Annotated in this window: 17 protein-coding genes and 6 pseudogenes; 13 read left to right on the forward strand and 10 right to left on the reverse strand. The window is 59.1% G+C overall.

The window, feature by feature from the left end; translation table 11 throughout:
* The 4 genes from ENZ75_RS01080 to ENZ75_RS01095 form a co-directional block, all read right to left on the reverse strand.
* On the reverse strand, positions 1 to 1,315 hold a 1,315-nt coding region (locus ENZ75_RS01080; protein ID WP_164887707.1), incomplete at its 3' end, for an NAD-dependent succinate-semialdehyde dehydrogenase.
* 973 nt (positions 1,316 to 2,288) lie between these two features.
* Complete coding sequence (locus tag ENZ75_RS01085; RefSeq protein WP_063169327.1) at positions 2,289 to 3,467, reverse strand: Xaa-Pro peptidase family protein; 1,179 nt, start codon at positions 3,465 to 3,467, stop codon at positions 2,289 to 2,291.
* 401 nt (positions 3,468 to 3,868) lie between these two features.
* On the reverse strand, positions 3,869 to 5,017 hold the full coding sequence (locus ENZ75_RS01090; protein WP_063169328.1) for a M20 family metallopeptidase: 1,149 nt from the start codon (positions 5,015 to 5,017) through the stop codon (positions 3,869 to 3,871).
* A 36-nt stretch (positions 5,018 to 5,053) separates the two neighbouring features.
* The gene (locus tag ENZ75_RS01095; RefSeq protein ID WP_063169329.1) at positions 5,054 to 6,232 is read right to left on the reverse strand and encodes an aminotransferase class V-fold PLP-dependent enzyme; all 1,179 of its coding nucleotides are present in this window, start codon (positions 6,230 to 6,232) and stop codon (positions 5,054 to 5,056) included.
* Between the two features lie 844 nt (positions 6,233 to 7,076).
* Between ENZ75_RS01095 and ENZ75_RS01100 the strand changes: the two genes are divergently transcribed.
* The 3 genes from ENZ75_RS01100 to ENZ75_RS01110 all read left to right on the forward strand — a co-directional run bounded on the left by ENZ75_RS01100 (position 7,077) and on the right by ENZ75_RS01110 (position 10,654).
* The gene (locus ENZ75_RS01100) at positions 7,077 to 7,544 is read left to right on the forward strand and encodes an Lrp/AsnC family transcriptional regulator (RefSeq protein ID WP_063169330.1); all 468 of its coding nucleotides are present in this window, start codon (positions 7,077 to 7,079) and stop codon (positions 7,542 to 7,544) included.
* 409 nt (positions 7,545 to 7,953) lie between these two features.
* Positions 7,954 to 9,141 (forward strand): M20 aminoacylase family protein, encoded by a 1,188-nt coding sequence (locus ENZ75_RS01105; protein ID WP_063169331.1) that lies wholly within the window; start codon positions 7,954 to 7,956, stop codon positions 9,139 to 9,141.
* Positions 9,142 to 9,220: 79 nt separating this feature from the next.
* On the forward strand, positions 9,221 to 10,654 hold the full coding sequence (locus ENZ75_RS01110) for an amidase (protein WP_063169332.1): 1,434 nt from the start codon (positions 9,221 to 9,223) through the stop codon (positions 10,652 to 10,654).
* Between the two features lie 808 nt (positions 10,655 to 11,462).
* Here the strand turns inward: ENZ75_RS01110 and ENZ75_RS35555 are convergent.
* Positions 11,463 to 11,768, reverse strand: a complete 306-nt coding sequence (locus tag ENZ75_RS35555; RefSeq protein WP_164548505.1) for a hypothetical protein — start codon at positions 11,766 to 11,768, stop codon at positions 11,463 to 11,465.
* Positions 11,769 to 11,770: 2 nt separating this feature from the next.
* On the opposite strand from ENZ75_RS35555, the gene ENZ75_RS01120 reads away from it, so the two are divergent.
* From ENZ75_RS01120 to ENZ75_RS01130, 3 genes and pseudogenes are all read left to right on the forward strand, one after another.
* Positions 11,771 to 12,100 carry an ATP-binding protein gene (locus ENZ75_RS01120; protein WP_272482847.1) on the forward strand — a complete coding sequence of 110 codons (330 nt, stop codon included), beginning with the start codon at positions 11,771 to 11,773 and terminating at the stop codon, positions 12,098 to 12,100.
* Positions 12,101 to 12,871: 771 nt separating this feature from the next.
* On the forward strand, positions 12,872 to 13,879 hold the full coding sequence (locus ENZ75_RS01125; protein ID WP_063169333.1) for an ATP-grasp domain-containing protein: 1,008 nt from the start codon (positions 12,872 to 12,874) through the stop codon (positions 13,877 to 13,879).
* Positions 13,880 to 14,067: 188 nt separating this feature from the next.
* A pseudogene (locus ENZ75_RS01130) lies at positions 14,068 to 14,348 on the forward strand (integrase core domain-containing protein); the annotation flags it as partial.
* 48 nt (positions 14,349 to 14,396) lie between these two features.
* Here ENZ75_RS01130 and ENZ75_RS35700 read toward each other — a convergent pair.
* Positions 14,397 to 14,636, reverse strand: coding sequence for an IS110 family transposase (locus tag ENZ75_RS35700; protein ID WP_063169335.1), 240 nt, complete (start codon positions 14,634 to 14,636; stop codon positions 14,397 to 14,399).
* A 209-nt stretch (positions 14,637 to 14,845) separates the two neighbouring features.
* Here ENZ75_RS35700 and ENZ75_RS01140 point away from each other — a divergent pair.
* From ENZ75_RS01140 to ENZ75_RS01165, 7 genes and pseudogenes are all read left to right on the forward strand, one after another.
* Positions 14,846 to 16,050 (forward strand): annotated as a pseudogene (locus ENZ75_RS01140) (IS110 family transposase).
* Positions 16,051 to 16,469: 419 nt separating this feature from the next.
* The gene (locus ENZ75_RS01145; RefSeq protein WP_199489649.1) at positions 16,470 to 16,850 is read left to right on the forward strand and encodes a transposase; all 381 of its coding nucleotides are present in this window, start codon (positions 16,470 to 16,472) and stop codon (positions 16,848 to 16,850) included.
* Positions 16,847 to 17,199: pseudogene (gene tnpB, locus ENZ75_RS01150) on the forward strand (IS66 family insertion sequence element accessory protein TnpB). The gene ENZ75_RS01145 and the pseudogene tnpB overlap by 4 nt, the downstream one beginning before the upstream one ends.
* Before the next feature lie 69 nt (positions 17,200 to 17,268).
* Positions 17,269 to 18,586 (forward strand): annotated as a pseudogene (locus ENZ75_RS01155) (IS66 family transposase); the annotation flags it as partial.
* 49 nt (positions 18,587 to 18,635) lie between these two features.
* Positions 18,636 to 18,938: a hypothetical protein gene (locus tag ENZ75_RS34230; RefSeq protein WP_063169337.1), complete on the forward strand. Its 303-nt coding sequence runs from the start codon at positions 18,636 to 18,638 to the stop codon at positions 18,936 to 18,938.
* Positions 18,925 to 20,988 carry a recombinase family protein gene (locus ENZ75_RS01160; protein ID WP_063169338.1) on the forward strand — a complete coding sequence of 688 codons (2,064 nt, stop codon included), beginning with the start codon at positions 18,925 to 18,927 and terminating at the stop codon, positions 20,986 to 20,988. The genes ENZ75_RS34230 and ENZ75_RS01160 overlap by 14 nt, the downstream gene beginning before the upstream one ends.
* A 28-nt stretch (positions 20,989 to 21,016) precedes the next feature.
* Positions 21,017 to 21,209: pseudogene (locus tag ENZ75_RS01165) on the forward strand (transposase domain-containing protein); the annotation flags it as partial.
* A gap of 44 nt (positions 21,210 to 21,253) precedes the next feature.
* Here ENZ75_RS01165 and ENZ75_RS34905 read toward each other — a convergent pair.
* The 4 genes and pseudogenes from ENZ75_RS34905 to ENZ75_RS01185 all read right to left on the reverse strand — a co-directional run.
* A pseudogene (locus ENZ75_RS34905) lies at positions 21,254 to 21,591 on the reverse strand (IS110 family transposase); the annotation flags it as partial.
* Positions 21,592 to 21,679: 88 nt separating this feature from the next.
* Positions 21,680 to 23,545, reverse strand: a complete 1,866-nt coding sequence (locus ENZ75_RS01175; protein WP_127365890.1) for a CocE/NonD family hydrolase — start codon at positions 23,543 to 23,545, stop codon at positions 21,680 to 21,682.
* Between the two features lie 134 nt (positions 23,546 to 23,679).
* Complete coding sequence (locus tag ENZ75_RS01180; protein WP_063169341.1) at positions 23,680 to 24,681, reverse strand: ABC transporter ATP-binding protein; 1,002 nt, start codon at positions 24,679 to 24,681, stop codon at positions 23,680 to 23,682.
* Positions 24,674 to 24,910, reverse strand: coding sequence for an oligopeptide/dipeptide ABC transporter ATP-binding protein (locus tag ENZ75_RS01185; protein ID WP_348630593.1), 237 nt, complete (start codon positions 24,908 to 24,910; stop codon positions 24,674 to 24,676). The genes ENZ75_RS01180 and ENZ75_RS01185 overlap by 8 nt, the downstream gene beginning before the upstream one ends.
* Positions 24,911 to 24,918: the final 8 nt, after the last annotated feature.

Below are 24,918 nucleotides of genomic sequence, written 5' to 3' on the forward strand. Positions count from 1 at the left end.
GGTCGGAGAGCCGCATGGCTCGGTTGAGATCTTGGGTATAGACGTAGGCCGCAAGTCCCATCTCGGAATTGTTGGCTCGCGCGACCACCTCCCGTTCGTCGTCGAAGGGCAGGATTGCAGCGACAGGTCCAAACGTTTCGTCCTTCGCAATCACCATGTCATCGGTCACATTAGCAAGCACGGCCGGCGTGACGAAGTTCCCGCCAAGCGAATTGTGCTGTGCGCCTGCTACCATTCGAGCCCCGGCTGCTAGAGCCTCAGAAACCTGGTGCCTGCATTTGTCAGCACCAGACGTCTTTGTCATCGGACCGATGTCGACACCTGGCTCCAATCCGTGCCCGACCTTTAGTTTACTGGTGGCCTCGGCAAATTTTTCCGTAAAATGCTCGTAAATCTCTCGCTGCACATAAATCCGGTTTGCCGCGAGACAGTCCTGACCGGATGTCGCGAACTTGGCTGCCATGCAACCGGCGACCGCAGCGTTGATCGGCGCATCGCCGAAAAGGATGAAAGGAGCATTGCCGCCAAGTTCGAGCGAGACTTTCTTCACTGTCTTCGCGGATTGCTCGAGAAGGATTCTGCCGACCTCGGTGGAGCCCGTAAAAGAGAACGCACGCACGTGGGTATGCAACAACAGCCGTTTGGCAAGTGGCGGAGCTTCGCCCGTGATCACCTGAAACACGCCGGGCGGAATGCCAGCATCCCCGGCAAGGCGGGCAAGCGCGAGGGCCGACAGTGGCGTTTCGGGTGCCGGCTTTACAATCATTGTGCAGCCAGCGGCCAGTGCAGCTCCAGCCTTTCTGGTGATCATTGCCGCTGGGAAGTTCCATGGCGTAATGGCGACAGTCACCCCGATCGGCTGCAAATGCACGGCCAGCCTGCTTGCGGGGAGATGGCTGGGAATCGTTTCGCCGTAAGCCCGCTCCCCTTCCCCTGCAAACCAATCTAAAAAGCCGGCAGCGTATGAAACTTCGCCGCGGGCTTCAGCAATCGGTTTTCCTTGCTCGGCCGTTATGATGACAGCCAGGTCTTCGGCGCTCTCCCGCATGCCTGCCGCCCATTTCCGCAGATATGCACCACGCTGTAACGGAAGCATGTCGCGCCACTTGAGGAACGCTGCTCTTGCGCAATGGACCGCGTCGTCAACGTCGGCGTCTGCGCAAGCCGCAACTTGAGCGATCTCGTCACCGCTGGCAGGATCAAACACGGCAAGAGTATCTGATTTGGAGAGCCAGGCGCCGTTCAGATACGCATCACCACGCAAAAGGTCTGGCCGTTTGAGCCTGCGTAATGCCGTGATTGACGTACCCCTCATCTAAGACTCCAATGGTATGCTGATGCCTTTAGGTTATTGCTGCCACAGCGCCGATCGGCAGCGCAGTTGATGCCCCTTTAGCTGCATTCCTGCAAACAGCAGCCAATTCGCGTAGAATTGGACACGGCTCACAACTTCACTTGCCAGGAGGCTTAGCGACCGCGAGCGAAGGTCGCGCTGGTCGCCGGCGGCGCGGAAAGTAGTTGGTTCCAGCGCCGATCTCCCGATCCCGAGTTCCCGATCTGGCCTCGTGGCATTAAGTTCTCGACCGACACCGATCAGGCGCACTGACGCAGGCGCAACCGCCTCGAATCTTAGACGGAACTCGCCGCAAGGCTACTTTCGTCCGGCACTGTGCAGGGTGACCGCGACCGCTTCAGACACGATGGCATCGCGGACGACTTCATTCGGAAGGAGGTCTTGGGGTCCCGAAATTGAGGTCCCCGCGATAACCCAGACATTCACTTGGTGAAGTGGTGAAGTCGCACGAAACAGCAGAAAAGGATGAAGCGAGCCCCGGGCAAAAGGCGAGCTTCGCTGCCGAGCCATCTATCGGGAACAACGTGTGCTGATGTCGCGACGTGTTGCACGGACGGGGCGGACCATACTCGCGTTCCCACCGGCGCGCAGGGTTGGCAAGAGCCCGCTTCAGGCGCGCGTAAACTCGTCCTCAATGCTCCTCAAAAGCTAAGTCCTCTTGCGTCATCCGCGCATTTGTAGAATGGGGCAACGTTCACGCCGCGCTCGCGTCACAGGTGGCTCATTTCGGCCTACGGATCTTAATCTCCGCTGATGCAGAGAACTCATGTGCTAGGCGAGATTCTCCTGTCCCAGAGGTTGGGCATGCCGCACCTCTCAGACAGCGCCGTCCTTAAGCTAGATCCGTTCATCCGCTCGCCGCAGAAACAAATTTCAACCGGCTTCGAACGGACCCAGTGAGATCGCAAAACGATTTGGGTCACATCCAAATCACCTAGTCCACGACGATCAAGCGGCGATCAACATCTGCCAATCGCTCACCGCCCCTTTCGGTTACAATAAATGATTCAGAGATGGCGGCGCCGAACCCTTCGAGCCTAACCCCCGACTGAAAATGGAAGCACATTCCTGGTTGTAGGATGGTCTTGTCGCCCGCGCGAATACTAACCGTGCGTTCGCCCCATTCCGGCGGGAAGTTGAGTCCGATTGAATAGCCGGAGCGGCCTATCTTGATATACCCGTTCCGCTTGAGGATATCTTGCCACACCGCATTAAGCTCCTCAACGACGGTACCAGGCTTTGCCATCTCGAGCACAGCATCCCCGCCTTCCACTATAACCTCAGCAAGACGCGAGACCTCTGCGGGTGGCTTTCCGATGTGGACGGTGCGGCACAGCGGCGCACAGTAGCGGCGTCGGGTGGCGCCGAACTCCATGAGAACCAGGCCAGAGGTCGGCAAGGGCTCCTCGGTCCAACTGAGGTGCGGAGCGTTCGTTTGTTCGCTAGTCTGGATAAGAGGAGGACCGCTAGAGTCGCCATATTTACCGTCCACCCCTCGTGTCTGGGCCCGGTACACCTCCGCGACGACCTCATGTTGCGGCACTCCAGGCCTTAGGTTAGCGATTGCCGTCTGCATCGTATGCGTTGCAAGGTGGCCCGCTTCTCTCATGTAGACTAGTTCAAGGTCAGATTTTATAAGCCGTGCCCAATTGACTAATTCGCGGCTATCAGAGAATTTTGCATTCGGAAGGCCTTTGACGAGATGTTGATGTGCTCGGGCAGTATAGAAGTGGGCGTTAAGCTCGACACCGATTCGATCAGATCCCCAGCCGCGCGAATTGATAAGCTCGCAAAGATCGTCAAATGGATGTAATTCTGGATGTTGAAGTCTATGATCGGAAAATGAGCTTATATTTTCTCTAGGCAGATCCGTCGTTATATAAGCGGAATTTACATCGACGAAACGTCCGAACCAGAGGGGCATGTCCGACTGGAGATGCACTAAGACCACCTGAGGCACGTAGAACGAATAGCCGTCAAAGCCGGTAAGCCAATACATATTCGCGGGATCCTGGCAGATCAGCAAGTCCAGCCCCGCTCGCTCCATCCGCTGCTTCACGTCATGAACACGACGCCGAAACTCCTCGGGCGGAAATGGCTTCTCATATTTCATCTCGTCGAGTCCTTCAAAACAGGCATTCCTCGAACGGATCAGGCATTCGTCCTGTCCGCATACTTTCTCTTCGTATCACGTCACAAGAGGCTGTTTTCCCCGAGGATTTCTTCTTGTCGCGGAAAATCTGCATTTCCTAGGCACTTGCCGTACGTTATCCGCATATGAGCGCCAAATTTTCGGTGGCTCTGCGTCTCCGGTGGAAGATCATGCCCTCCCTATGGTGAAGACGCACTCTGCCTGTCGCAACAGAATTTCAAGCACGGGCGGCAAGATCTACGTGGGAAGCGCCGACGAGACCAGCGAAGATCGGGACGTTGCGGCCGCCACGCTCATGCAGCATCCGGGGCGTCCGCGGCCCAATGGACGGGGTTTGAGCACCCCCATCAGGCCGGCCACTCCTAATATGTGAGCATGATTCTCTGGTACAAATCAGCAGCCTTGGTCAGTTGATCGATTTCAACGAACTCGTTGTTCGTATGGGCTTGGGCAGTACGCCCGGGTCCGATAATCACACACGGGATCCCAGCCAATGACAGCTGATTTGCATCCGAGCCGCCGGTGGCTCCCTTCTGCTCTCCGGTCCCCGCGACGTGGGCACAAGCCGCTCCTGCGACTGCTGCAATTTTGCTCGACCCGGAACTGATTGGAGGCGGGTCTTCCAATGCGGGAAGCAATGACCGAACATTGATCTTGTCTTCGCCCTGGCGAAGGCCTTCCAGTATGCTTTCTACCTCCGCCAACGCGTCCTGCGGCCGCTCCCCGGGTATGAGACGCCGATCGACCCAGATACGGCATACCGGCGGTACAGTGGTAAGTTCCAAACCTCCTTCGATGAGGCTCACGGTCAGCTGTGATGACCCTACCAATGGGTGCTGCGCCCGAGACACAAGGGATCGATGGTGCTCATCAAGTGCCAATACCACCTTGGCCATGCCCGTGATCGCGTTCACTCCGAGATGAGGCTTCGACGTATGAGCCGGTACACCCTGAACCTCGATTTGCCAGCGGACAGAACCCATGTGAGCTACAACGAGCTCTAATTCGGTGGGTTCACCGACTACCGCACCCTCATAAGCGACACCGGAATCGGCTATAGCGCGGGCGCCAAGTTTGCGGTACTCTTCGTCAATGCTGGCTGCCACAACAACCGTGGCCCGGGGCTGCCGTTCACCAAGTGAGCTAAGCGCAATCAACATAGCTGCAAGTGAGCCTTTTGTGTCGCAGCTACCTCGCCCATATATTCGCCCGTCCCGTTGCTCACCCGAGAATGGATCTGATTCCCACCTATCGATAGGAACGGTATCCATATGAGCAATGAATAGAATACGCCTATCGGGTTCTTTCCCAGGTACCCAGGTCAGGAAATTCGAGCGACCATCGGCCACCTCCTGTATCCCGTAAGCCAGCTTCCGCTCCTTGCAAAAACCCTCGAGGAACTTGGCTACACCTTGCTCTCCACTACCTTTTGGCGACAGCGATGGATTGATGCTCTCGATCTTTATAAGATCTTGGAGAAGTCCGATAGTCTCGGCGCTCTGGGTCGACATGTACTCTCCTGTGTGCATGAACTAGCCGTGTCGCTCTTACTTCGACCAGCTCTTGGCCAGATTGATTACGCGATCGACTTCATCGGCGGTGTTGTAAAGATGCAGGGAAAACCGGAGCATGCCTCTGCGTATTGAGACGATTACCCCGTTCTTCGTGAAATGCTCGTGAAGCGACCGAATGCGGGCGTCGACTGGGCGCCCTTCAACAAGATCGCTGGAATCGCCAACGGCTACGATACTTCCAGTGTGAGCGCCTGGTGGCCCGCCGCAGACCGGAAGCCCGATATCTAAGAGACCAGTGGCCATACGTTTTGCGAGTGAGGTAACGCTCTGGTCGATCGCCTCGGTTCCGATATCAAGTAGCTGGCCCATTGATGCATATGCAGCCAACATGCCAGGGAAGTTGTAATGCCCGATATCAAAGCGGGGCGCGCCAGAGCGCAACTTTACAAAACTAGGTACCGGAGCTGATTCTGGCGCGTTTCCGAAATCTACGCTGAAGCGCGCAAGATAGGCCGGGCTCAGCCGATCGGCCCATTCTTTACGGCAATATAAAAAACCCGATCCATAAAGACCCATCAAACCCTTCACAGTGGACACTGCTACACCGTCTACGCCAAGTCGATTGACGTCGGTGTGGAGTATCCCAACAGATTGCGTCGCGTCCGCCAAAAGAAATGCACCGTAGTGCCTACAGGCTTCGGATATCTGCTCCATGACGGTCCGAAACCCCGGAACCATCGTCACCGTCGCCAAGGCAACAACGCGGGTATGAGAATCAATCGCCTTTACGAATGCATCAGGGGGAATTGAGCCGTTATCCGGCTCTACGACTCGCAACTCGACATTGTAGCGGTCTCTGATCTGAATCCATGGCAAGATATTATTTGCGTGTTCCAATTTTGGGCATAGAACGACGTTGTCTCCATCTCTCCAATCGATCGCATTAGCGATGATGTTGATGCCTTCCGATGCATTCTTGGTAATTGCAATTTCATCGTGATCTGAATTGATAAATTGTGCGAACCTAGCGCGAGTACGCTCGACGTGTTCGAGCATTCTTTCTTCGTCGTTTAGGCCATGCAGCCGATTGTTCAAATGAGGCTCGATTGAAGCCAATGTTGTGCTTGATATGAGGCCCTGGTTCGCGACATCCATGTAGATGGCGTTTGCTGTGGCTGGAAACTCCTTTCGGAGGATGTCCAAGGGAAGCATATGGCTTTCTCTCCTGGGAGTGCGGACGGCGGTTGAGCTACCTTGTTCAGGCGATCGTTCCGGCAAGGGTAAGAATGCCGCCAGACTGGTCTGCGCTGACCTGCCCATTTTACACGGTGCTCGTGCCGACTTTGGTCTAACATTCGGTCTCCCACGCCGCATTCCTGCGCCAAACCGCGATTCACGCAGAGATCGCGAGCCATTCTCGCGGATCACTGAAGCGTCTCGACGGAATGCAGCTGCAACAACTGCCTCACGAGAGATCAATTTGGGTAATTCTCAGACCGCGGATAGGGCTTCTTACCAGTGCTTGGAGCGACGTTAGCCTGACTGAGCCGACGACCTTCTCCTCCAGCCCCACACCCATGCGGATCATAGTTCACTCGCGGCCGACGCGCGAGGGCCGTAAGGCATCCGAAAGCCGGGGCCGGTTCATAGCCTGACTCTCATGGTCTCCGATTTATGCTGCAACGCCGACACCCTTGGTGATGTCGCTCCCTAACACGCTTGCCTCGAACTGATGCGAGCGTGCTGCAACTCATGTTTTCTGCGCCTGAGCAACGAGATCGGTAGGATCTTTTCGACCGGGGATCGCCCCCACCCGATCGAATCTGCCGTTCTTGCGCTGGCCCGCAACTGCTCACCAGCAACGCCCATCGATTCAGCGGCACCCCTCAGATAGTTATACTATGCCGGTATTGTGCGCAGATGGCGAAAGAAACGCCGATTTTCTGCGACTTGGACCGACTTTAGCGCCGAGAGGGCGTTTGGCACTTGCTACATTTTGGACGTACGGACTGGCGGCCTTGGCATTGGCCGATATCATCATGAGCAGAGATTGTGAATGGATCTGGATCGAATTGACCGGAAGATTCTCAACGTCGTGCAGCGCAACAATCGCCTTACGACAGAGGAATTGGGCGAACTTGCCGGACTATCGGCTACCGCTTGTCAGCGGAGATTAAAGCGACTTCGAGACGCTGGCGTCATCGAAGCGGACGTTGCCATAGTTTCACCGGAAGCCGTCGGTCGGCCCCTGCTCCTGCTGGTATCCATCACTCTCGAGCGCGATCGCGCCGATATCATCGATCGTTTCAAGCAGGCAATTCGGCGGACGCCTGAGATCATGAACGCTTACTACGTTACGGGTGAAGCGGATTTTATTATTACGGTCTCTGCTCAGGACATGGCCGAGTACGAGGCGTTTACCCGTCGTTTTTTTTACGAACATCTTGAAGTAAAGGGGTTCAAGACAATCGTTGTAATGGATCGGATCAAGGCGTCGTTTGCTCTGCCAATTGCTGAAGAGTAGCCTTCAAAAGAGCCCGCCCAGGCAACCACCACGCGCCTTCCGCGGGTCGCAGTTGTCCCGCACTTCTGAATGTCGGCTGTCCTATTTTGAATGGTCCCGCATATATACCAGGGCACCTCCTCTCAGCCTGCAGGTGTTATGCGCCAATGACCAAAAAACGATGATATTCTGCGGGACCAAGGCGCCCTTCGCGCAACCAAGCTCTTTGGCACTTGCTACATTCTGGGCGGAGCGGAATTCAGGATTGTCGGTCCCCGGCTAATTGGAGCGGCTTCAGTCGGCGGAATAGCTGGGGTGCCTACGTCGCACAGAGGATGCTGTGCTCCCGGCAGCGCGGAAACGGGTCTCCCGGCTCTCGCAAGGACAAAGCGTGAAATTCGCCTGCAACCGGCAAGAAAGGAAAGTCCCCGTGGCAATTCTCAATAGCGTCGCAGAGTTTCTCCCCGAGATAGTGGCTTGGCGCCGGGACATCCATGCACATCCCGAACTGGGCTTCGACATCCCCCGTACTTCGGCATTTGTCGCCGAGCGCCTGCGCGAATTCGGCTGCGACGCCGTCGCGACCGGCATCGGCAAAACCGGCGTCGTTGGCGTCATCAAGGGCAACGGCGTCGTGAGCGACGGTAACCCAAAGGTTATCGGATTGCGCGCTGACATGGATGCGCTGCCGATCAACGAAGCGACCGATCTGCCCTATGCGTCCAAGAACAAGGGCTTGATGCATGCGTGTGGGCATGACGGCCACACCGCGATGCTGTTGGGTGCCGCGCGCTATCTTGCCGATACTCGGAATTTCGCTGGAACGGCGGTCATGATCTTCCAACCTGCCGAGGAGATCGGTACCGGCGCCGTTGCCATGCTAGATGACGGTTTGATGGAGCGGTTCGGCATCGAGCACATCTACGGAATGCACAATCGTCCGGGCTTGCCGGTAGGTGTCTTCGGAATCCGGCAAGGTCCAGTGATGGCGGCAACTGATAGCATAGAAATTAGCATTGAAGGGCGAGGGGGGCACCCTGGAAGGCCTCATGAATGCATCGATCCGATTCTGGTCGGCGCTCAGCTTGTGACGGCCCTGCAGCATATCCTGGCTCAGAACATTGACCCTGTCGACTCGGCAGGAATTTCGTTCCACCAGTTCCAGTCCGGGCAGAGACTAGTCCCCGTCGTTCCGCAAACAGCGGAGTTGGTGGGCACCATGCGGACGCTAAAGCCGGAGGTGCGCAAGTTCGTGAAGGAGCGGGTGGGCGAAGTGGTCGCCGGCATCGCCCAGATAACCGGCGCGAAGATAGATATTAAATTTCAGAGCTTCGACGCAATTCTCTTCAATGAGGTCCAGCAGACCGACCTTGCGAGAAGCGCGGCCAAGGGCGTGGCCGGTGAAAACAATGTGCTCGAGACGCCACCGGTAATGGGGGGGGAAGATTTCTCCTTCCTGGCGCAGGCGCGGCCGGGTGCTTTCGTCTGGTGCGGGAACGGTGACAGCGCCGGCCTGCATCACCCTGCCTACAATTTCAACGACGAGGCGATTCCTTATGGAACATCGTACTGGATCAAGCTCGTAGAGAACACGTTGGGATCCCGTCCGACGTCTTGATGATCGGTCTGACAAGGGCCGCAGAACGAATGAATAACTGCCGTCTTATGCCAGGCTTGAATGTAGCGGACCTCGTAAAATGAAAACTCGTTCATCCGTGCCAACATCTCTTGAGGGTCTGTCGGCGTGCGAATGCCTGGAACTCTACCGAAGGCGGCAGCTCTCGCCTGTTGAAGTCGTCGATGACTGTCTCAGCCGCATCGACGCCAACAACCCGGCGCTGAACGCATTTTGCCTCGTCGACCACGAAGGGGCCAGGTCTGCTGCCCGGGCCTCGGAGGGTCGATGGATGAAGGGGGAACCAGCCGGAGTACTAGATGGCATTCCGGCCACCATCAAAGACCTCACCTTGACACGAGGCTGGCCGACAAGACGTGGCTCATTGTCCGGCAGCACCGAGGGACCCTGGACTGAAGACGCCCCTGTTCCAGCCCGTATCCGTGAGACCGGTGGCGTTATCCTGGGCAAGACAACCACTCCAGAATTTGGCTGGAAAGGGGTAACAGACAGCCCGGTCTACGGGATCACCCGCAATCCCTGGAATCCTGACCTGACACCAGGCGGGTCGTCGGGAGGGGCGGCAGTTGCGGCTGCGCTCAACCTTGGCTTTCTTCATCAGGGTAGCGACGGCGGGGGATCAATCCGGATACCGGCGAGCTTCACGGGGACCTTCGGCTTCAAGCCAACCTTCGGCATCGTTCCGCAATGGCCAGCTAGCGCCATGACAACGCTGTCTCATTTGGGGCCGGTGACCCGCACCGTTGCGGATGCGATCCTGATGATGAATGTGATTGCACGAAAGGACGCTCGCGATGGCTATGCGGGTCCGGCGTACCTAGGTCTCGACCCCGATCCAGCAAAGACCACCATCAGGGGCCTGCGGATCGGCTACAGTCGGAACCTCGGCTATGTCAAGGTGGCGCGAGATATCCAAAACGTTACCGATAATGCGATCGACCAGCTTCGAGCTCTTGGGGCCGAGGTGGCCGAAGTCAATCCGGGATTTGCGGATCCGGTGGAGGTGTTTTCTACATTCTGGTTCGCTGGCGCCGCCCGTATTGTGTCACGAATGAACAAACAGCAAAGACAATTACTAGATCCTGGCTTTCTGGAAGGTGCCGAACGCGGGCTGAAGATCACCCTTACCGAATTTCAGGAAGCTGAGGCGATGCGGTTCGAGCTCTCCGCTCTGATGGCGAAGTTCCACGAAAATTACGATCTCTTGGTCACACCGACGATGCCTATCGCGCCGTTCCCCGTCGGGCGAAATGTGCCGGATGATAGTTACAAGGGGTGGGTGGACTGGACGCCCTTCACCTACCCTTTCAACTTGACCCAGCAACCAGCAGCATCGATTCCATCGGGCCTGGATGATCAAGGGCTGCCCGTCGGGCTACAACTGGTCGGCGCGCGCTATTCCGACACCTCCGTCCTAGCCGCGGCATATACGATCGAAAGTCGCCTGGGGCTTCCTTCTTTCGCGAGGAGCAGATTCCACGCTGCCACCCCTTAAAACTTGAGACTGCCGCGCTCAAGCACCTGACGGCCTCCAAGCGGTCAAGCCACGGACGCGAATGTCATTCGATAAAGGGGCGCGGCGTCATAGATGGGCAGTCCTGTCCTACGACGGATTGCTGACGTCACCATCGGGGACAATGTACATTCAAATAGGAGTGCGTCAATCTTGGGATGTGCGGCGCGAAGTCGCGACACAGACTGCAACCCGGGGACTCCATTTCGGTAACACTAGCCGGCCGCGTATTACCTTCGATGCCGCCGATGGCTACTCTTGCCCCTGCGGATGAATCCATGCCCAGCAGCTCTTCGCCGCAGTGTCTTGAGTCTGCGGCCAGACGGCGAGCTTTGCGCCGGCCGGAAGCTGCCGGAGGAGCGTGGGCGCCAGTAGCAGGCTCGACATGGCCACGGGAAGTTTGACAGACGTGGCCAGTGCAGCCTGGCACCAGATACTGAAGCCGCAGTCCCTGGTTATCGCGACGGCTCCGCGCTCAACCAACCGCCTGGCAGCTGCAATGTAGGCCGGCTCGAGAGAGGCATCGCCAGGACTGACCCTCTCCGCCAAAGCCCCGGCCGCGGTCTCTATTATAATTGGGAAGTCGAAGTTGCCGGGTTGAAGACCGACCCCGATGCGGTGGCGGAAATTCACCAGGGCGCAAGTCCGATCTCCAGCCTGTGATTTTTGCAACACTGGCCATCCAATGAGGATCCAACTGCCGTCTGATCGTGACAATTCAGCTGCGTCAAATGCCTTTGCCGCCAAGATGGCGCGTATCGTCAGGTTGTGCTGACCAAGCTGGGACGCTCTACGAGCGCAGGAATCCTGCATTCGCCTGACGCTTCCGGCTCGGTTGCAAGGCTCGGGAATAGTAATGACGAAACAGTGGATCAGCACGCCGTAAGCCCAGTGCAAAAAATGCGGGCTTCGTGCCGAACCTTTTTTTGGAACGGCGGGCGCGGATCTCATCATTGAGATTACCGGAAAGCCTGTCCGGACTTTTCCGAAGCCGCACTGTTATCCTGTTCGAGAGCGACGCATCGATGGTTCCTTTCCCCGCCTCATCGACAAGCTCACCCGTGTCCACTTGGCTCATCCACGACGACTTCGGCAACCATGCTCTCTCCGATCAGCAGCGCTTCCACCTCTTCGAAAATCGTCGAGGAGCGCTATCAGAGAAAATCCACCCTGATCACCGCCCAGGTCCCCGTGGCAAGCTGGCACGACCTTATTAACGACAGCACGGTCGCCGACGCTATACACGACCGCTCGTGCACAATGCACACCGCATCGCCCTTCAGGGCGAGAGCATCCGAAGAAAAAAGCCTCGGCCCTCTTGACCGACTCCGAGAACACCGAAATCAATCAGCCCTACAGCAACCAGGCTGCCGAGGACCAACCTCGACGAACTGTCGGACTTTTGTGAAAACGCTGTCCGGGAATTAGCGGAATCGCTGTCCAGCTTTTGAAGCGCGCAATAACACTATGGCCGTCATCGAAATGAGCAAGGCGAAGTGCTGATTGCCGCGTTTGTTCCGGGATTAAGCGCCAGCCTCTCAAGAAGATTTATGCCGACTCGCCATCATTGTTGAAACTGCTGCAGCGCTCGCACGTTGAAGCCGGCCAGGCCGGGCATACGATTATGCGGATCGCCTTCGCCCAACTTCAATTCTGGACGCCAGGGCTCGATGTAAGGGACCGGCGAGCGTCAAAAGACTGCGGATGGGTCGCCGCTCGTCCCCTGGGATACGATCTCTGTCGGATTTTGTCGCGCCTGCGACATAGTGGTTGTGCGGGCCAGTTTAGTACCTGATATGACCGTAAGTTTGATATCAAACTCAAAGCACTGGCCGACGTGCATTTTGCGAGGTTGGCACGGTTTTTGAAGCGATCATTTCGCGTCGGAGCGCTCTCATCCGCCGGTTATCATCTGTTTTGGCATAAACCCTGCATAAGGCTTTATTGATGGTACCGCAACCCAACTCGCCGTCTTTCGAGCTACTTGGGCAAAAAGAGCACCGCCAGCGGAAAGGGTCGGGAACCGGAGAGGGAACCGGGTGGTGGACCTATGTTTGTGGAGGGGGTTGTGAAAAGGGTCAGCCATGGTGCTTCGAGCCTCTTGTACTCGTGCAGGTCGTCAATGTTGATATAGCGGTTGGCCTCCATCCAGTTTTCATTGGTTTCGTGACAGCAGACAAACGTCAAAGGAGATAGCTCATGCGAGTAGCCATCGTAACGAACAGTGATTTCAACGGTGTGATTAACCGGTTCGGTCAGCCTTGTCCGCAGCCGCCGCAGCCTTGGCCGCATAGCGGCACGTTGGAAGATGTGGTGGCGGCACTTCAAGAGGGCGGCCACGAGACGGTAGTGTGTGAAGGCGATAAAGGACTGCTCGCCAGTCTCGAGCGGTTCATGCCACCTGATCCGCAAGGTCGCCCCTCGGGAATGGTCTTCAACTTGGCGGAGGGAATTCAGGGCGAAAAGCGTTACACTCATGTTCCTGCCATGCTTGAGATGGCCGGTGTTCCATACACTGGATGTAGCCCCTTCGGGATTGGGCTGACGGGAGACAAAGTCATTACCAAAATGCTCATCCGCGATCAGGGCGTGCCGACTCCGAACTTTCGCGTGATGCGTCGCGGCACCGAGAACACCGGCGACCTGAGATTCCCAGTGGTAGTGAAGCCGCGGGAGGAGGACTGCAGCTTCGGATTGCAGATCATACATGAACACTCTAAGTTGCGGCAGGCCGTCGAAGTGATCGTCACGCAGCATGCTCAGGATGCGCTAGTGGAGGAATACATCGAGGGGCGGGAAATCTGCGTTGCGTTGCTCGGAAACGGGGAGCCCGAAGTTTTGCCTCTAGTGGAGCAGGACTTCGGTGACCGCGAAACGCGTGTTATGAATTGGGATGCGAAGTACGTGGCGGCCGCAGCGGTGCCCAAGATTTGCCCGGCGAAAATCGAGAGCGGGCTTGAGACGATGTTACGGGATATTTCGGTTGCGACCTTCCGTGCCTGCCACTGCCGGGACTATGCCCGCGTCGATTTCCGGATCGATCGCTCAGGCCAACCGTTTGTCCTAGAGATGAACTCGGTGCCGGCCCTTGGTATACACTCCAGTTATGGCACAGCTGCAACGGCCGGCGGACACAGCTTCGTAAGCTTGATCAATCGCATCCTCAATGTCGCCCACACCCGCTATTTCGGAATCGGCGTCTCATAGTGGATTGATCGGATCAAAAGAGTCCGATTTCGGGATTCCGTTTTGCGGTTTGGCGTGCGAGTTAGATGCATGCGCAATAGCATCCCCCTTCACCGTTTTGGCCAGCGACCGTCAGCGCCTGCAAGCGCTCGTCGCGGCGCCAGGAAGCCCGCAAGCACGTTCGGGGGCCGCATCGTCGCGCTGTGCTTCGAACCACGAAGCCAAAGCATACTTGGACCACCGGCTAGGTCGAGCGAATGAACCGCACCATCAAGGACGCGACGGGCAAGCGTTTCCACTACGACGATCATGACCAACTGCGTCGGCATCTTGCCGACTTTGTTGCGGCCTACAAATTTCGGCCGCAGGCTGAAGGCCCTCAAAGGTCTCACCCTACGAGTTCATCTGCAAGGCATGGGCTTCCCAGCCCGAGCGCTTCACTCTCAATCCGCTCCACCAAATGCCTGGACTTGTCTATTCGGCGTGTTGAAGTCAATCCCATTCAAGCTTCCTAGGCTGACCTGCCGACGCGATTATCCTAGCCTGATTGATGTAACCGCGGCGTCAAACCGAGATACGGCCCCACGTCCTTCGAATTCCTGAAGGGGGCAGGAATATCGACCGTGGCGTTGAAACCCAGTGCAACGATAGGGCCGACGCCCAGCACGGTCATCAACCGCCTGCAAACCGTGTCACCCCTCACGATCGACAACAGTCTTTCGTGTAGCACCGTGAACTGCTCGCAAAGTTTCCGACGGGCGGTGAGCAACGTCTCCATGATGTCTCGAGTTCCGGAATGTCACCGGAAGGGTCCCGGATGCGATCCGCGAATTTGCCGGCCGTCGACAATGCCAACTTTGAGACCGAAGTTACGAAACAGGCCACGGATGTCGTTCTCGATGGCGATGGCCTTTTCCTGAAGCGACTTGAGGGCCGTCAGCAGCGCCCGGCGATTCTGGGTCGTCAGCGTCTTGACAGTAAGACCGTATGTCCGCCTCTGCCGATGAGGTGGCTCGCCCTACACTGCGCGTCCGAGGGTTGCTCGGACGGGCCGAGCCGATCCTCACCACAGGAGGACGAGCCGTGGCGGATTATAGAGAAGCATTTGTCGGAATCGATGTTGCGAAGCTTAAGAACGCTATTGCGATTGCGGAGGCAGGCCGGGAAGGAGAGGTTCGGTTCTTCGGTGAGGTCGACGCGTCGGCGACCAGCATGCGGCGGGTCATAGGCCGGATCGCCAGCCGCTTTGATTACGTGCATTTCTGCTATGAGGCTGGGCCGACCGGGTACGGCCTTTATCGCCTGATCCGGTCGCTCGGGCACGAGTGCACCGTGGTTGCACCATCATTGATACCAAGGAAGCCCGGCGATCGGGTGAAGACGAACCGTCGAGACGCCATTTCCCTTGCCCGACTATTGCGCGCCGGCGAGCTGACCGCGGTGTGGGTTCCCGATGAAGGGCACGAGTCCATACGGGATCTTGTTCGCGCGCGGGCGGGCGCGGTCGAGACGCTGCGGGTCCATCGCCAGCAGGTGAGCGCATTCATGCTCAAGCACGGCCGTAGCTATCCGCGAAAGAAGAGCTGGACGATGCGCTATCTACGCTGGCTTCAGGAACAAGGTTCGATCATCCCGCGCATCAGATCGCACTCCAGGAGATGGTCGAGGCGGTGCGCGTCTCGAAAGAGCGGGTCGAGCGGCTGGAGCGTGTGATCGAAGAGTTCGTCCCGGCCTGGTCGCTGGCACCGATCGTGTGGGCGCTTCAGACATTGCGTGGGGTAGACCTAATTGTCGCCGTGACGTTCGTCACCGAAGTCGGCGACGCCAGCCGGTTCGAAAGCCCACGCCAGCTCATGGGATATCTCGGTCGGGTCCCCGGCGAGCGCTCAACCGGGGAGACAGTCCGGCGCGGCGGCATCACAAAGGCAGGCAACGGTCGGGTTCGCCACATGTTGGTCGAGAGCGCCTGGACCTATCGACATCCGCCCAAGGTCGGGAAGGCGAAGCTATACCGGTTGGAGCAGGCGTCACCGAAGGTGCGTGAGATCGCCTGGAAGGCGCAGTCCCGCCTGACAGCCCGCTACCGCATGCTGAGCGCTCGGGGCAAACGGACAACGGTCGTCTGCACCGCGATCGCCCGTGAACTGGTCGGCTTTATGTGGGCAGTCGCAAGGGAGGCGCGCGTCACCTGATCGCTCGCCGCGATGGCGCACATATCGCGCATGGGCGGAGGCGGGACCACGGCAGGGGAATGCCCGTCAGACGCTTTGTGGCCGGCAAATCGACCGACGCCCGCAGTAAGATAGGAACAGCCCCGGACGCACAATCGGGAATGCGGTAGCCAACCCGCGCATCAGAGCTTGATCACCGACGTCCTTCAGTTCCGCCTCCCCACCCATGCGCGATCATCAGAATGAGCAGCCGTTCCTCGGATCGGGCGACCTCATGCGTTCCAAACCTTGACAGCGGACATCAGAGCGGTGTTTCCGGACCACCTTTCGGGAGTGGTCGCGATCTGTGAGGTTGCCGATCCTGTATTGGGATCGGAGATCGGCTTGTGTCTGGACTTGACCTTACGCTTGACCCGGAGCGGCAGCTTCGGCGTTTCGAGGTGATCAACGGTGCCGGCGGTCGGCGTCACTGGTCGGTGGATGACAAGGCGCGGATCATCGCAGAGACGCTGGAGCCGAATGCGATCATTTCCGAGGTCGCCCGCCGTTATGGTCTCAGGCCGCAGCAGGTCTTCGCCTGGCGCCGCGAAGCGCGCAAACAGGCCGCTTCGGTGCAGCAAGATTCTCCTGCCTTTGTGCCGGCGGTTGTGGCGGCGGCGGAACCTGCAGCCAGCCGTTCACCGAAGCAGCGGAAACGGCAAGCCACCCGAGATGCCGGCATGATCGAGCTTGAGATCGACGGCATCGCGATGCGCGTCGGCCGGGGCGCCGATACCAAGACGGTGGCCGCAGTGATCCGCGCGCTGAAGGCGACGTCGTGATCGGGCCGACGGGTGCGGTCAAGGTCATGGTGGCGACGAAGCCCGTCGACTTCCGCAAGGGTGCGGAGGGATTGGCGGCGCTGGTGCGAGAGACAATGGGGGCCGATCCGTTCAGCGGGGCCGTCTACGTCTTCCGGGCGAAGCGGACTGACCGGATCAAGCTGATCTTCTGGGATGGCACCGGGGTTTGCCTGCTAAGCGTTTGGAGGATGGGGAGTTCCGCTGGCCGAAAGTGCATGACGGCATGATGCGGCTGACGGCCGCGCAGCTCTCGGCGCTACTCGAAGGTCTCGACTGGCGGCGAGTCCATGAGGCGCGCCGGACCCGCGTGCCAGCCCAGGCGGGCTGACCCGCGACGAAGTGAATCAGCCTAGATTCCGCTGTCGCGGGCTGTCGGCGAATATGGTCTGATCCGTTCATGGCGATGACGGCTGACCAGCTTCCCGACGATCCGGACGCGCTGAAGGCGATGGTCCTGGCGCACGACGTCGAGAATGCCCGTCTGATTCAGATCATCAAGGAATTGCAGCGTCACCGCTTCGGCCGGCGTGCCGAGACGCTCCCCGAGGATCAATTGCTGCTGGGGCTCGAAGAGGCGGAGCAGATCGAGGCCGCCGGTGAGGAAGAGAAGGAGCAATCTGCTCCCGCCGAGCGGCAAGCAAAGGCCACGAGGCGCCGGGCCAACCGGGGCGCGCTGCCACCCCATCTGCCGCGCGTGGAGATGGTCGTCGACATCGAGGACCATGCCTGCCCATGCTGCCGCAATGGCTTGCATCGGATCGGCGAGGACGTGAGCGAGCGGCTCGACATCGTTCCGGCGCAGCTGCGTGTAATCGTCGTGCGCCGGCCCAAATATGCCTGCCGCGCCTGCGAGGACGTCGTGGTTCAGGCTTCCGGCGCCGGCCCGGCTGATCGAGGGTGGTCTTCCGACCGAGGCAACGGTCGCCCAGGTGCTGGTCTCAAAATATGCCGATCACCTTCCGCTCTATCGTCAGGCGCAAATCTACGCCCGGCAGGGTATCAATCTCGATCGCTCTACGCTCGCCGACTGGGTCGGCCGCGCCGCCTGGCACCTGCGTCCGGTGCATGAGCGGCTGCTTGGCAAGCTGAAGTCCTCGGCAAAACTCTTCGCCGACGAGACGACCGCGCCGGTGCTCGATCCCGGCCGCGGCAAGACTAAGACAGGTCAACTCTGGGCCTATGCCCGCGATGACCGACGATGGGAGGGGAGCGACCCGCCGGGCGTCGCCTATGTCTATGCGCCGGACCGAAAGGCCGAGCGTCCGATCGCTCATCTCGCAGGCTTCACCGGAATCTTGCAGGTCGACGGCTATGGCGGCTATCGCGTGCTGGCCGACAAAAGCGGCGTCACGCTCGCCTTCTGCTGGGCGCATGTCCGTCGGCGCTTTTATGAACTGGCAGCAGCCGGTCCCGCGCCGATCGCCAGTGACGCGCTGAGACGGATCGCCGAACTCTACAAGATCGAGGATGACATCCGTGGCCGATCGGCCAACGAGCGCCGCGCGATGCGTCAGGACAAAAGCCGCGCCATCGTCGCCGATCTCGAACCCTGGCTGCGTGAGAAGCTCGGCCTGATCAGTCAGAAGACCAAGCTCGCAGAGGCAATCCGCTACACGCTCTCACGCTGGGAAGGCCTCTCGCACTTCCTTGACGACGGCCGCATCGAGATCGACAGCAACACCGTCGAACGCTCGATCCGTCCGATCGCAATCTCGGGGTCATTCTGCCCATGTTGGGCAGGAGGTCGAAGTCCCGTGCGCAGCAATGGATCTGGGCTCCCCGCGCGCGTCGCTTGCTGCACTGCTTGAACTGAACAAGCTCTTGATCCAGCGCCGTTTCCGGCGAGGCTCTCCGGATGGTTTCATCATCGGGGAGACTCAAAATGAGAACCTTGCCGCCACCGACACGATCTCTCGTGATCGTTCGCCAGCTCAGCATGCGCTCGACTCGCACAAGCTAGTCGGGCTGAGCGCAGCGCAACGAACGATCGTGATCGCCCGGCTCGCCAATGTGCTGATGGCCGCCGCCGGTATCGTGACGGAGGAGAGCCGCGATGACGAGCCGTAATCTGATTCCGGCCACCATCCTCAAGCGCAAGGCCGTTGTCTATGTACGTCAGTCCACGCAGGCGCAAGTGCAGCTCAATCTTGAGAGCCAGCGTCGGCAATATGAGCTGGTCGACGTCGCGCGGCGCTGGGGATTCCGCAAGGTTGAGGTGATCGACGAGGACTTGGGACGCACCGCAAGTGGAGCTGTGGAACGTCCCGGTTTCGAACGCCTGGTCGACGATCTGTGCACCGGTCATGTGGGCGCTGTGCTTTGCCTGGAGGCGTCCCGCCTGTCTCGCAACGGACCGGACTGGCATCGGCTGCTCGAGTTGTGCGGCGAAGTCGATGCACGGGTGATCGATCTGGACGGAGTCTACGATCCGGGACTGCCGAACGATCGCCTGCTGCTCGGCATGAAGGGGAGCATAAGCGAGTTCGAACTCGGGGTGCTGCGTGCTCGCATGTACGAAGCTGACCGCGCCAAGGCACAGCGCGGCGAACTGCGCATCTCTGTGCCCTTCGGCTACGTCTGGCACCGGGATTACGGTCTCGGGTTCGATCCCGATATACGCCTGCAGGAGACCATTCGCCTGATATTCGCGCGTTTCCGCGAACTCGGCAGTGCCCGCCAGGTCCTGATCTCGATGATCGACGATGGCGTGCATTTCCCCAGACCCTCCGACGGCAAGAAGATGGTGTCCTTCGCCTGGGTTCCGGTCCGCTACCGCAACGTGATCTCCGTCCTGAAGAACCCGTTCTACGCCGGCGCTTATGTCTATGGTAAGAGCGAGAAGCGCACCGAGATCGTGGATGGCCGCGTCCGCAAGAGCTATGGTCATTACAAGCCGGCCAGCGATTGGGCGGTGGTGCTCAAGGAGCATCACGAAGGCTATATCGGATGGAGCGAGTACGAACGGAACCAGGAACTTCTCGCCGCCAACGCCTATGGCAAAGCCGGCGGCGTCAAGTCGGGCCGCGGCGGTCGCGCGTTGCTCCCGGGTCTTCTCTCCTGTGGTCGATGCGGGCGAAGACTGGTTGTCACGTATGCCGGACGTGGCCAAGGTTACCCGGTCTATCGTTGCGAGAACACCATGATGGCGCAGGCGCGATGCATGTCGTTCAACGGCTTTCGCACCGATGCGGCGGTGGCCCGCGAAGCCTTGGAGGCGGTTGCGCCGATGGCGATCGAGGCGGCGTTGGAGGCTGAACAGATGCAGCTGGAGAGCGAAGCCAGGCGGCGGCAGATGATCGAGATGGACCTGCAGCAGGCACGCTATGAGGCATCGCTCGCCGAGCGCCGCTACGCCGCCTGCGACCCGGAGAACCGGCTTATAGCGGCCCAGCTCGAGAGGAACTGGGAAGCTAGGCTCAGGCGCGTGGAGACCTGCGAGGCCCGGCTCAGTGAAGTCCAGCGTATGGAGCCTGTCGACGCGATCCCTGACTTCACCGGCCTCGCCCAGGATCTCGAAGCCGCCTGGAATGCGCCGGGTGTCGATATGCGGTTCCGTCAGCAACTGCTGCGCGCGCTCATCAAGGACATTGTGGCGGACGTCGATGACGACGCGCGCGATGTGATCCTGACCATCCATTGGCATGGGGGCCAGCATTCCCAGGTAAGGGTTCGCAAGTCCAAATCCGGAGAGCATGGCCAGAGTACGCCTGAGGAGGCTCTGGCGGTCATGCGATCCATGGCAACGCGATGGTCGGATGCCGAAATCGCCGCCACACTCAACCGCATGGGCATGAAGACGGGTCAGGGAAAGACCTGGACGGCGCGACGCGTCCAATCCCTGCGCACGGTGCACAAGATCAGCGGCTATCGGTCTTCCGACAAGAACGGCGAGTGGCTTACCATGTCGGACGCGGCCGCGAAGCTTGGCGTGTCGCACGTCAAAATCCGCCGGTTCGTCAGGGACGGCATATTACCAGCCGAGCAGGTCATGCGCGGCGCGCCCTACCAGATCCGCGCCAGCGACCTTGAAGATGAACGGATCAAGGCCGATTTGGCGCGCAAATCTCCGCGTATCATCAACGACGATAATCAGAAATCGCTGTTTCCCGCCATTTGAAGAGGGGGTGCATAATGAATCAGTCTTCGCGCTCAACCGCAAGAACGCGCTCTTCGCAGGCTCTGACGGCGGCGCCGAACACTGGGCAGTCATCGCCTCGCTGATCGAAACCTGCAAGCTCAATGGTGTCGAACCGCTCGGCTTATCTCGCCGATGTCCTCACCAGGATCGTCAACGGCCACCCCAACAGCCAGATCGACGATCTCCTGCCTTGGGTCTACATCAACAAGCTCGAGCTCAAGGCCGTGGCCCGAGAATACCGCTTACTCTTGACATGCACGGGCCGGAACAGGTTAACCCGCATATCTGCGCGATGCCGCGAGCATGGTTGCGGTCGGTCTTGTTGACCTGTGCCTTGAGAACGCCTTGGAATGACGGGGCTCGATACAGGTCACGTAGTCCGGCTGCCGCCAGACCAACCATTGGGATAAGGGGCCGGCTTCAAGCCTGATCCGGGCGAGATTCCATGCGGGGTTCTTCAATGCGTCAGCAAGATCGTCCGGATGACTAGCAACCTTCATCTCTCGGCAAATTCGGCGCCCTTCTCACGATGCAAACGGTGGTCTCTTTCACGGAGACGTCCAGTCCGGCATAATTTTTCATGCTGCGCTTCCTTTCCTGATGCTTGTGGCTGTTCACACAGACCACGTTTTGTCATCATCTCGAAGCGCAGCACTTCAAAACAACCCGTTCAAGGCGGGGGGCAAAGCCGAATACCACAATCTAAACACCTAGCGATGCTGTTCAAATTCGCCTTGCCGGCATGGGACCCCATCGCTGTCATCACAGGAAGCAGTACGTGGGAGGGGAACTGCTCGCAGTGATGAATCGTGTTCCGAGCCACTACCCATTCAGTTTCGTCCCAGTTGTTACCTCCCGTATTCAGGTTGCGGTCGAACCGCGGGAAGGCCGAACTAGTGATTTCCAGGCGAATTTGATGGCCGGCCGGAAACCAATTACTTGTGGCGTCGAGATCAATCTCGATTTTGCATATAACGCTCGGTTCCATGAAAACAGCCCGATCAAAGCCCTCGCGATAGCGGACGCGCAGTATCCCGTCCACCACGTCAATCGCACGGCCATCGGGATGTACGTCCAACAGTCTGGCCACGAAGTCCGTGTCCGGGGCCGAAGAAGAGACGAAGAGGACCGCCCGGACAAATCCGGTAACCTCCATGCCCTCTGTGAGGGGCGGTGAAGTGAAGCAGAGGACGTCTGGACGAAGCTGGACGTCCTGGTAATCGCGGGGTCCTATAGTAGTTCCACTTGACTTCCCGCCGTCCATCCCCAAGAACGGCGCCGGATCCCCAGGGTCGTAGGTAAACGTGTCAGCCGGCTCGTCGGCACTCGGAGGCTCTACATCAAGAGTCCCGTCGCCTAGACGGGTCGCGGCATTCCCGCCGCTGCGGAGGAACCAGTGCTGCAGTTCCACACCAAGAGGGGGCCATTCTGACGCGGCACGCCACTCGTTGCGACCCATCACGTAGTACTGGACGCGGGGCATTCCCTCGATCCGGTCGGGCTTGTCGTTCAGCCAGCAGTCGAACCAGTCCAGGTAGATCTGCCAGCAATCCAGGCGCGCGTCGCCCAGCTCGCGCTCGCCGATAACCGTCGGGGCTTTGAGACTCTCGGTGCCACAATGCGTGGCTGGCGACAGAATGATATGTTGGTGATCGCGTGCCGCCGGGCTCAATCCGCGAGCACTAAAAACGCGCTGCTGGTGAAGCGCGTCGGCAGCCCCCACGTCGTACCACGAGTTCACGAACAGGGCTGGGACGTCGATGGTCGAGTCCTCGCTAAGCATCCCATTCCGATCCCCCCAGGGATCGCCTGGGTCACGCGAGACCCAGTCCTCCCAGTCAGTCGGCGGTCCCCCAAGGCTCTTAAGCATGTTGACGAGCGGCAGCGACGCGAAAGCCCGCTGATACTCCTCATCGCTTTTCGGTTGCACTCGGGACCGGTCCTTCGCTGCGGTTTGGTGGAACCAGGGGACAAACGCGGCAACCTCCACCGCACCGCCGAGACGGAGATCCCCGTTGCGATATCGCCCTCCGGCAGAGCCGTTCGCGCCGCCCGATCCCTGCGCAATTGCGCATCGGTGGGCTGGATGGCACAACTGCGCCAGCAAAACCTGCGCGATACCAAGCGCCGAGCACCCATATGTGCCCACGCGTCCATTCGACCATGGCTGCTGCGAAATCCAGGACAGCGTGTCATAACCGTCGTCCCCTATATGTTCCCTAGCGTATACGCCGCCGGAATCGAAGACGCCACGACGCTCCTGCACAAGTACAGCGAACCCTTGTCCAGCAAACATTCTTGCCACTTTGTGGCGAGGCTCAACCGGACAGCGATAGGGCGTCTTACCGTATGGAGTTCGGATAAGGATTGACCCGAGTTCCCCAGTGTAACCAATAGGCCGATACAGGTCCGTGGCGAGCTCAACGCCGTCCCGCATTGGAACGCGCAAGCCGGTCTGCAAAACCACTTCGTATCGCGGCGTTGGCGGTTTAATCGGGCCTAGTTCATTACACACTTCAGAGTGCCTCCCAGACATTGAGACTGATTCAAGATGGAGTGGCCAATTTCGACGGGTCTCAGCATTCTATCTGCACGGTGGTGTTCCAGCCCACCTGCCTGTGCAATACCAGATGGAATACGCTCATTGGGGTGGCGCTGATTGCATGCCTTTCACTTAGCGAGCCAGCAGGCTGACAGGTGCTGTGGTCCAACTTCGATCGCCGGCGGCTCCTCAGCTTTGCAACGGTCGAAGGCAAGCGGGCAACGAGGATGGAAACGGCAGCCCTTCGGCACGCGCGCGGCACTTGGAACCTCGCCCTGCAGGGCCGGCAACTCGGCGCGACCTGCGTTGCCGCCAATCTGCGGTGTGGCGTTGCGCAAGGCGACGGTATACGGATGGCGAGGGTTGAATGTGATCTCGTCGGCGCTACCAATCTCGACCAATTTTCCAAGATACAAGACCGCAATCCGGTCGGCGATCAGCCAGGCAAGGGGCAAATCGTGGGTGATGAACAGCAGCGCCATGTTGTGCCTGTCGCGCAAGTCAACCAGGACCTGAAGAATCTGAGCGCGTATCGAGACATCGAGCATCGATACAGGTTCATCAGCAACGATGAGTTCCGGCCGGACGGCAAGCGCTCCTGCAATCACGACGCGCTGGCGCTGCCCGCCGGATAGCTCGTGCGGGAAGCGGGCGAAGAAATCGCCGGGAGGATTGAGCCCAGCGGCCGCAAGCGCTTCACTCACCCGGTCGGCGAGTTGAGTGGCGTTACCGACCAGCCGCAGGGACTGCAACGGCTCCGCCACGATGTCGAACACGGTGTGTCGCGGATTGAGGGCCTGATAAGCGTCCTGGAAGATCATTTGCACGCGACGCCGGTACGGACGTAGAGCCGAGAAGCCCTCTACCGACCTCATGTCGCGGCCTTCGAACAGCATTCTGCCGCCAGTCGGCTTGGCAAGCTTGGTGATGACGCGGCCCACAGTGGTCTTGCCGCTTCCCGATTCGCCGACCAGGGCGACGATCTCGCCCCGCCCGACGTTGAGGTCGATCCCGTCTACCGCGCGCATGGCGCCGACAGATCGGCCCAGGACACGGTCGAACAGACCGCCCTGGATAGGAAAATGAACTTGCAGGCTCTCGAGACGCAGGATGCCGGCAGTGTCAGGCATGAACAGCGACCTTGTCTTCTTGCGTCAAGGACCGGTGAAGGTGACAGGCGACACGTCCCCGCCCGAACTTATTGAGGCTGGGGACTTCGGTCGCGCACCCCCCCATGACCGACGGGCAACGCGGATGGAAAGCGCAGCCCGAGGGTCGATTCACCAAGTTGGGAGGATCACCCGGTATTGGCCGGATCATCTTTTTGCCGCTCGCTGGGTTCGGGATCGATTCGATCAGCTGTCGGG

Source organism: Mesorhizobium sp. M7A.F.Ca.CA.002.04.1.1 (assembly GCF_004022805.1).
GTDB classification, from domain to species: domain Bacteria; phylum Pseudomonadota; class Alphaproteobacteria; order Rhizobiales; family Rhizobiaceae; genus Mesorhizobium; species Mesorhizobium ciceri.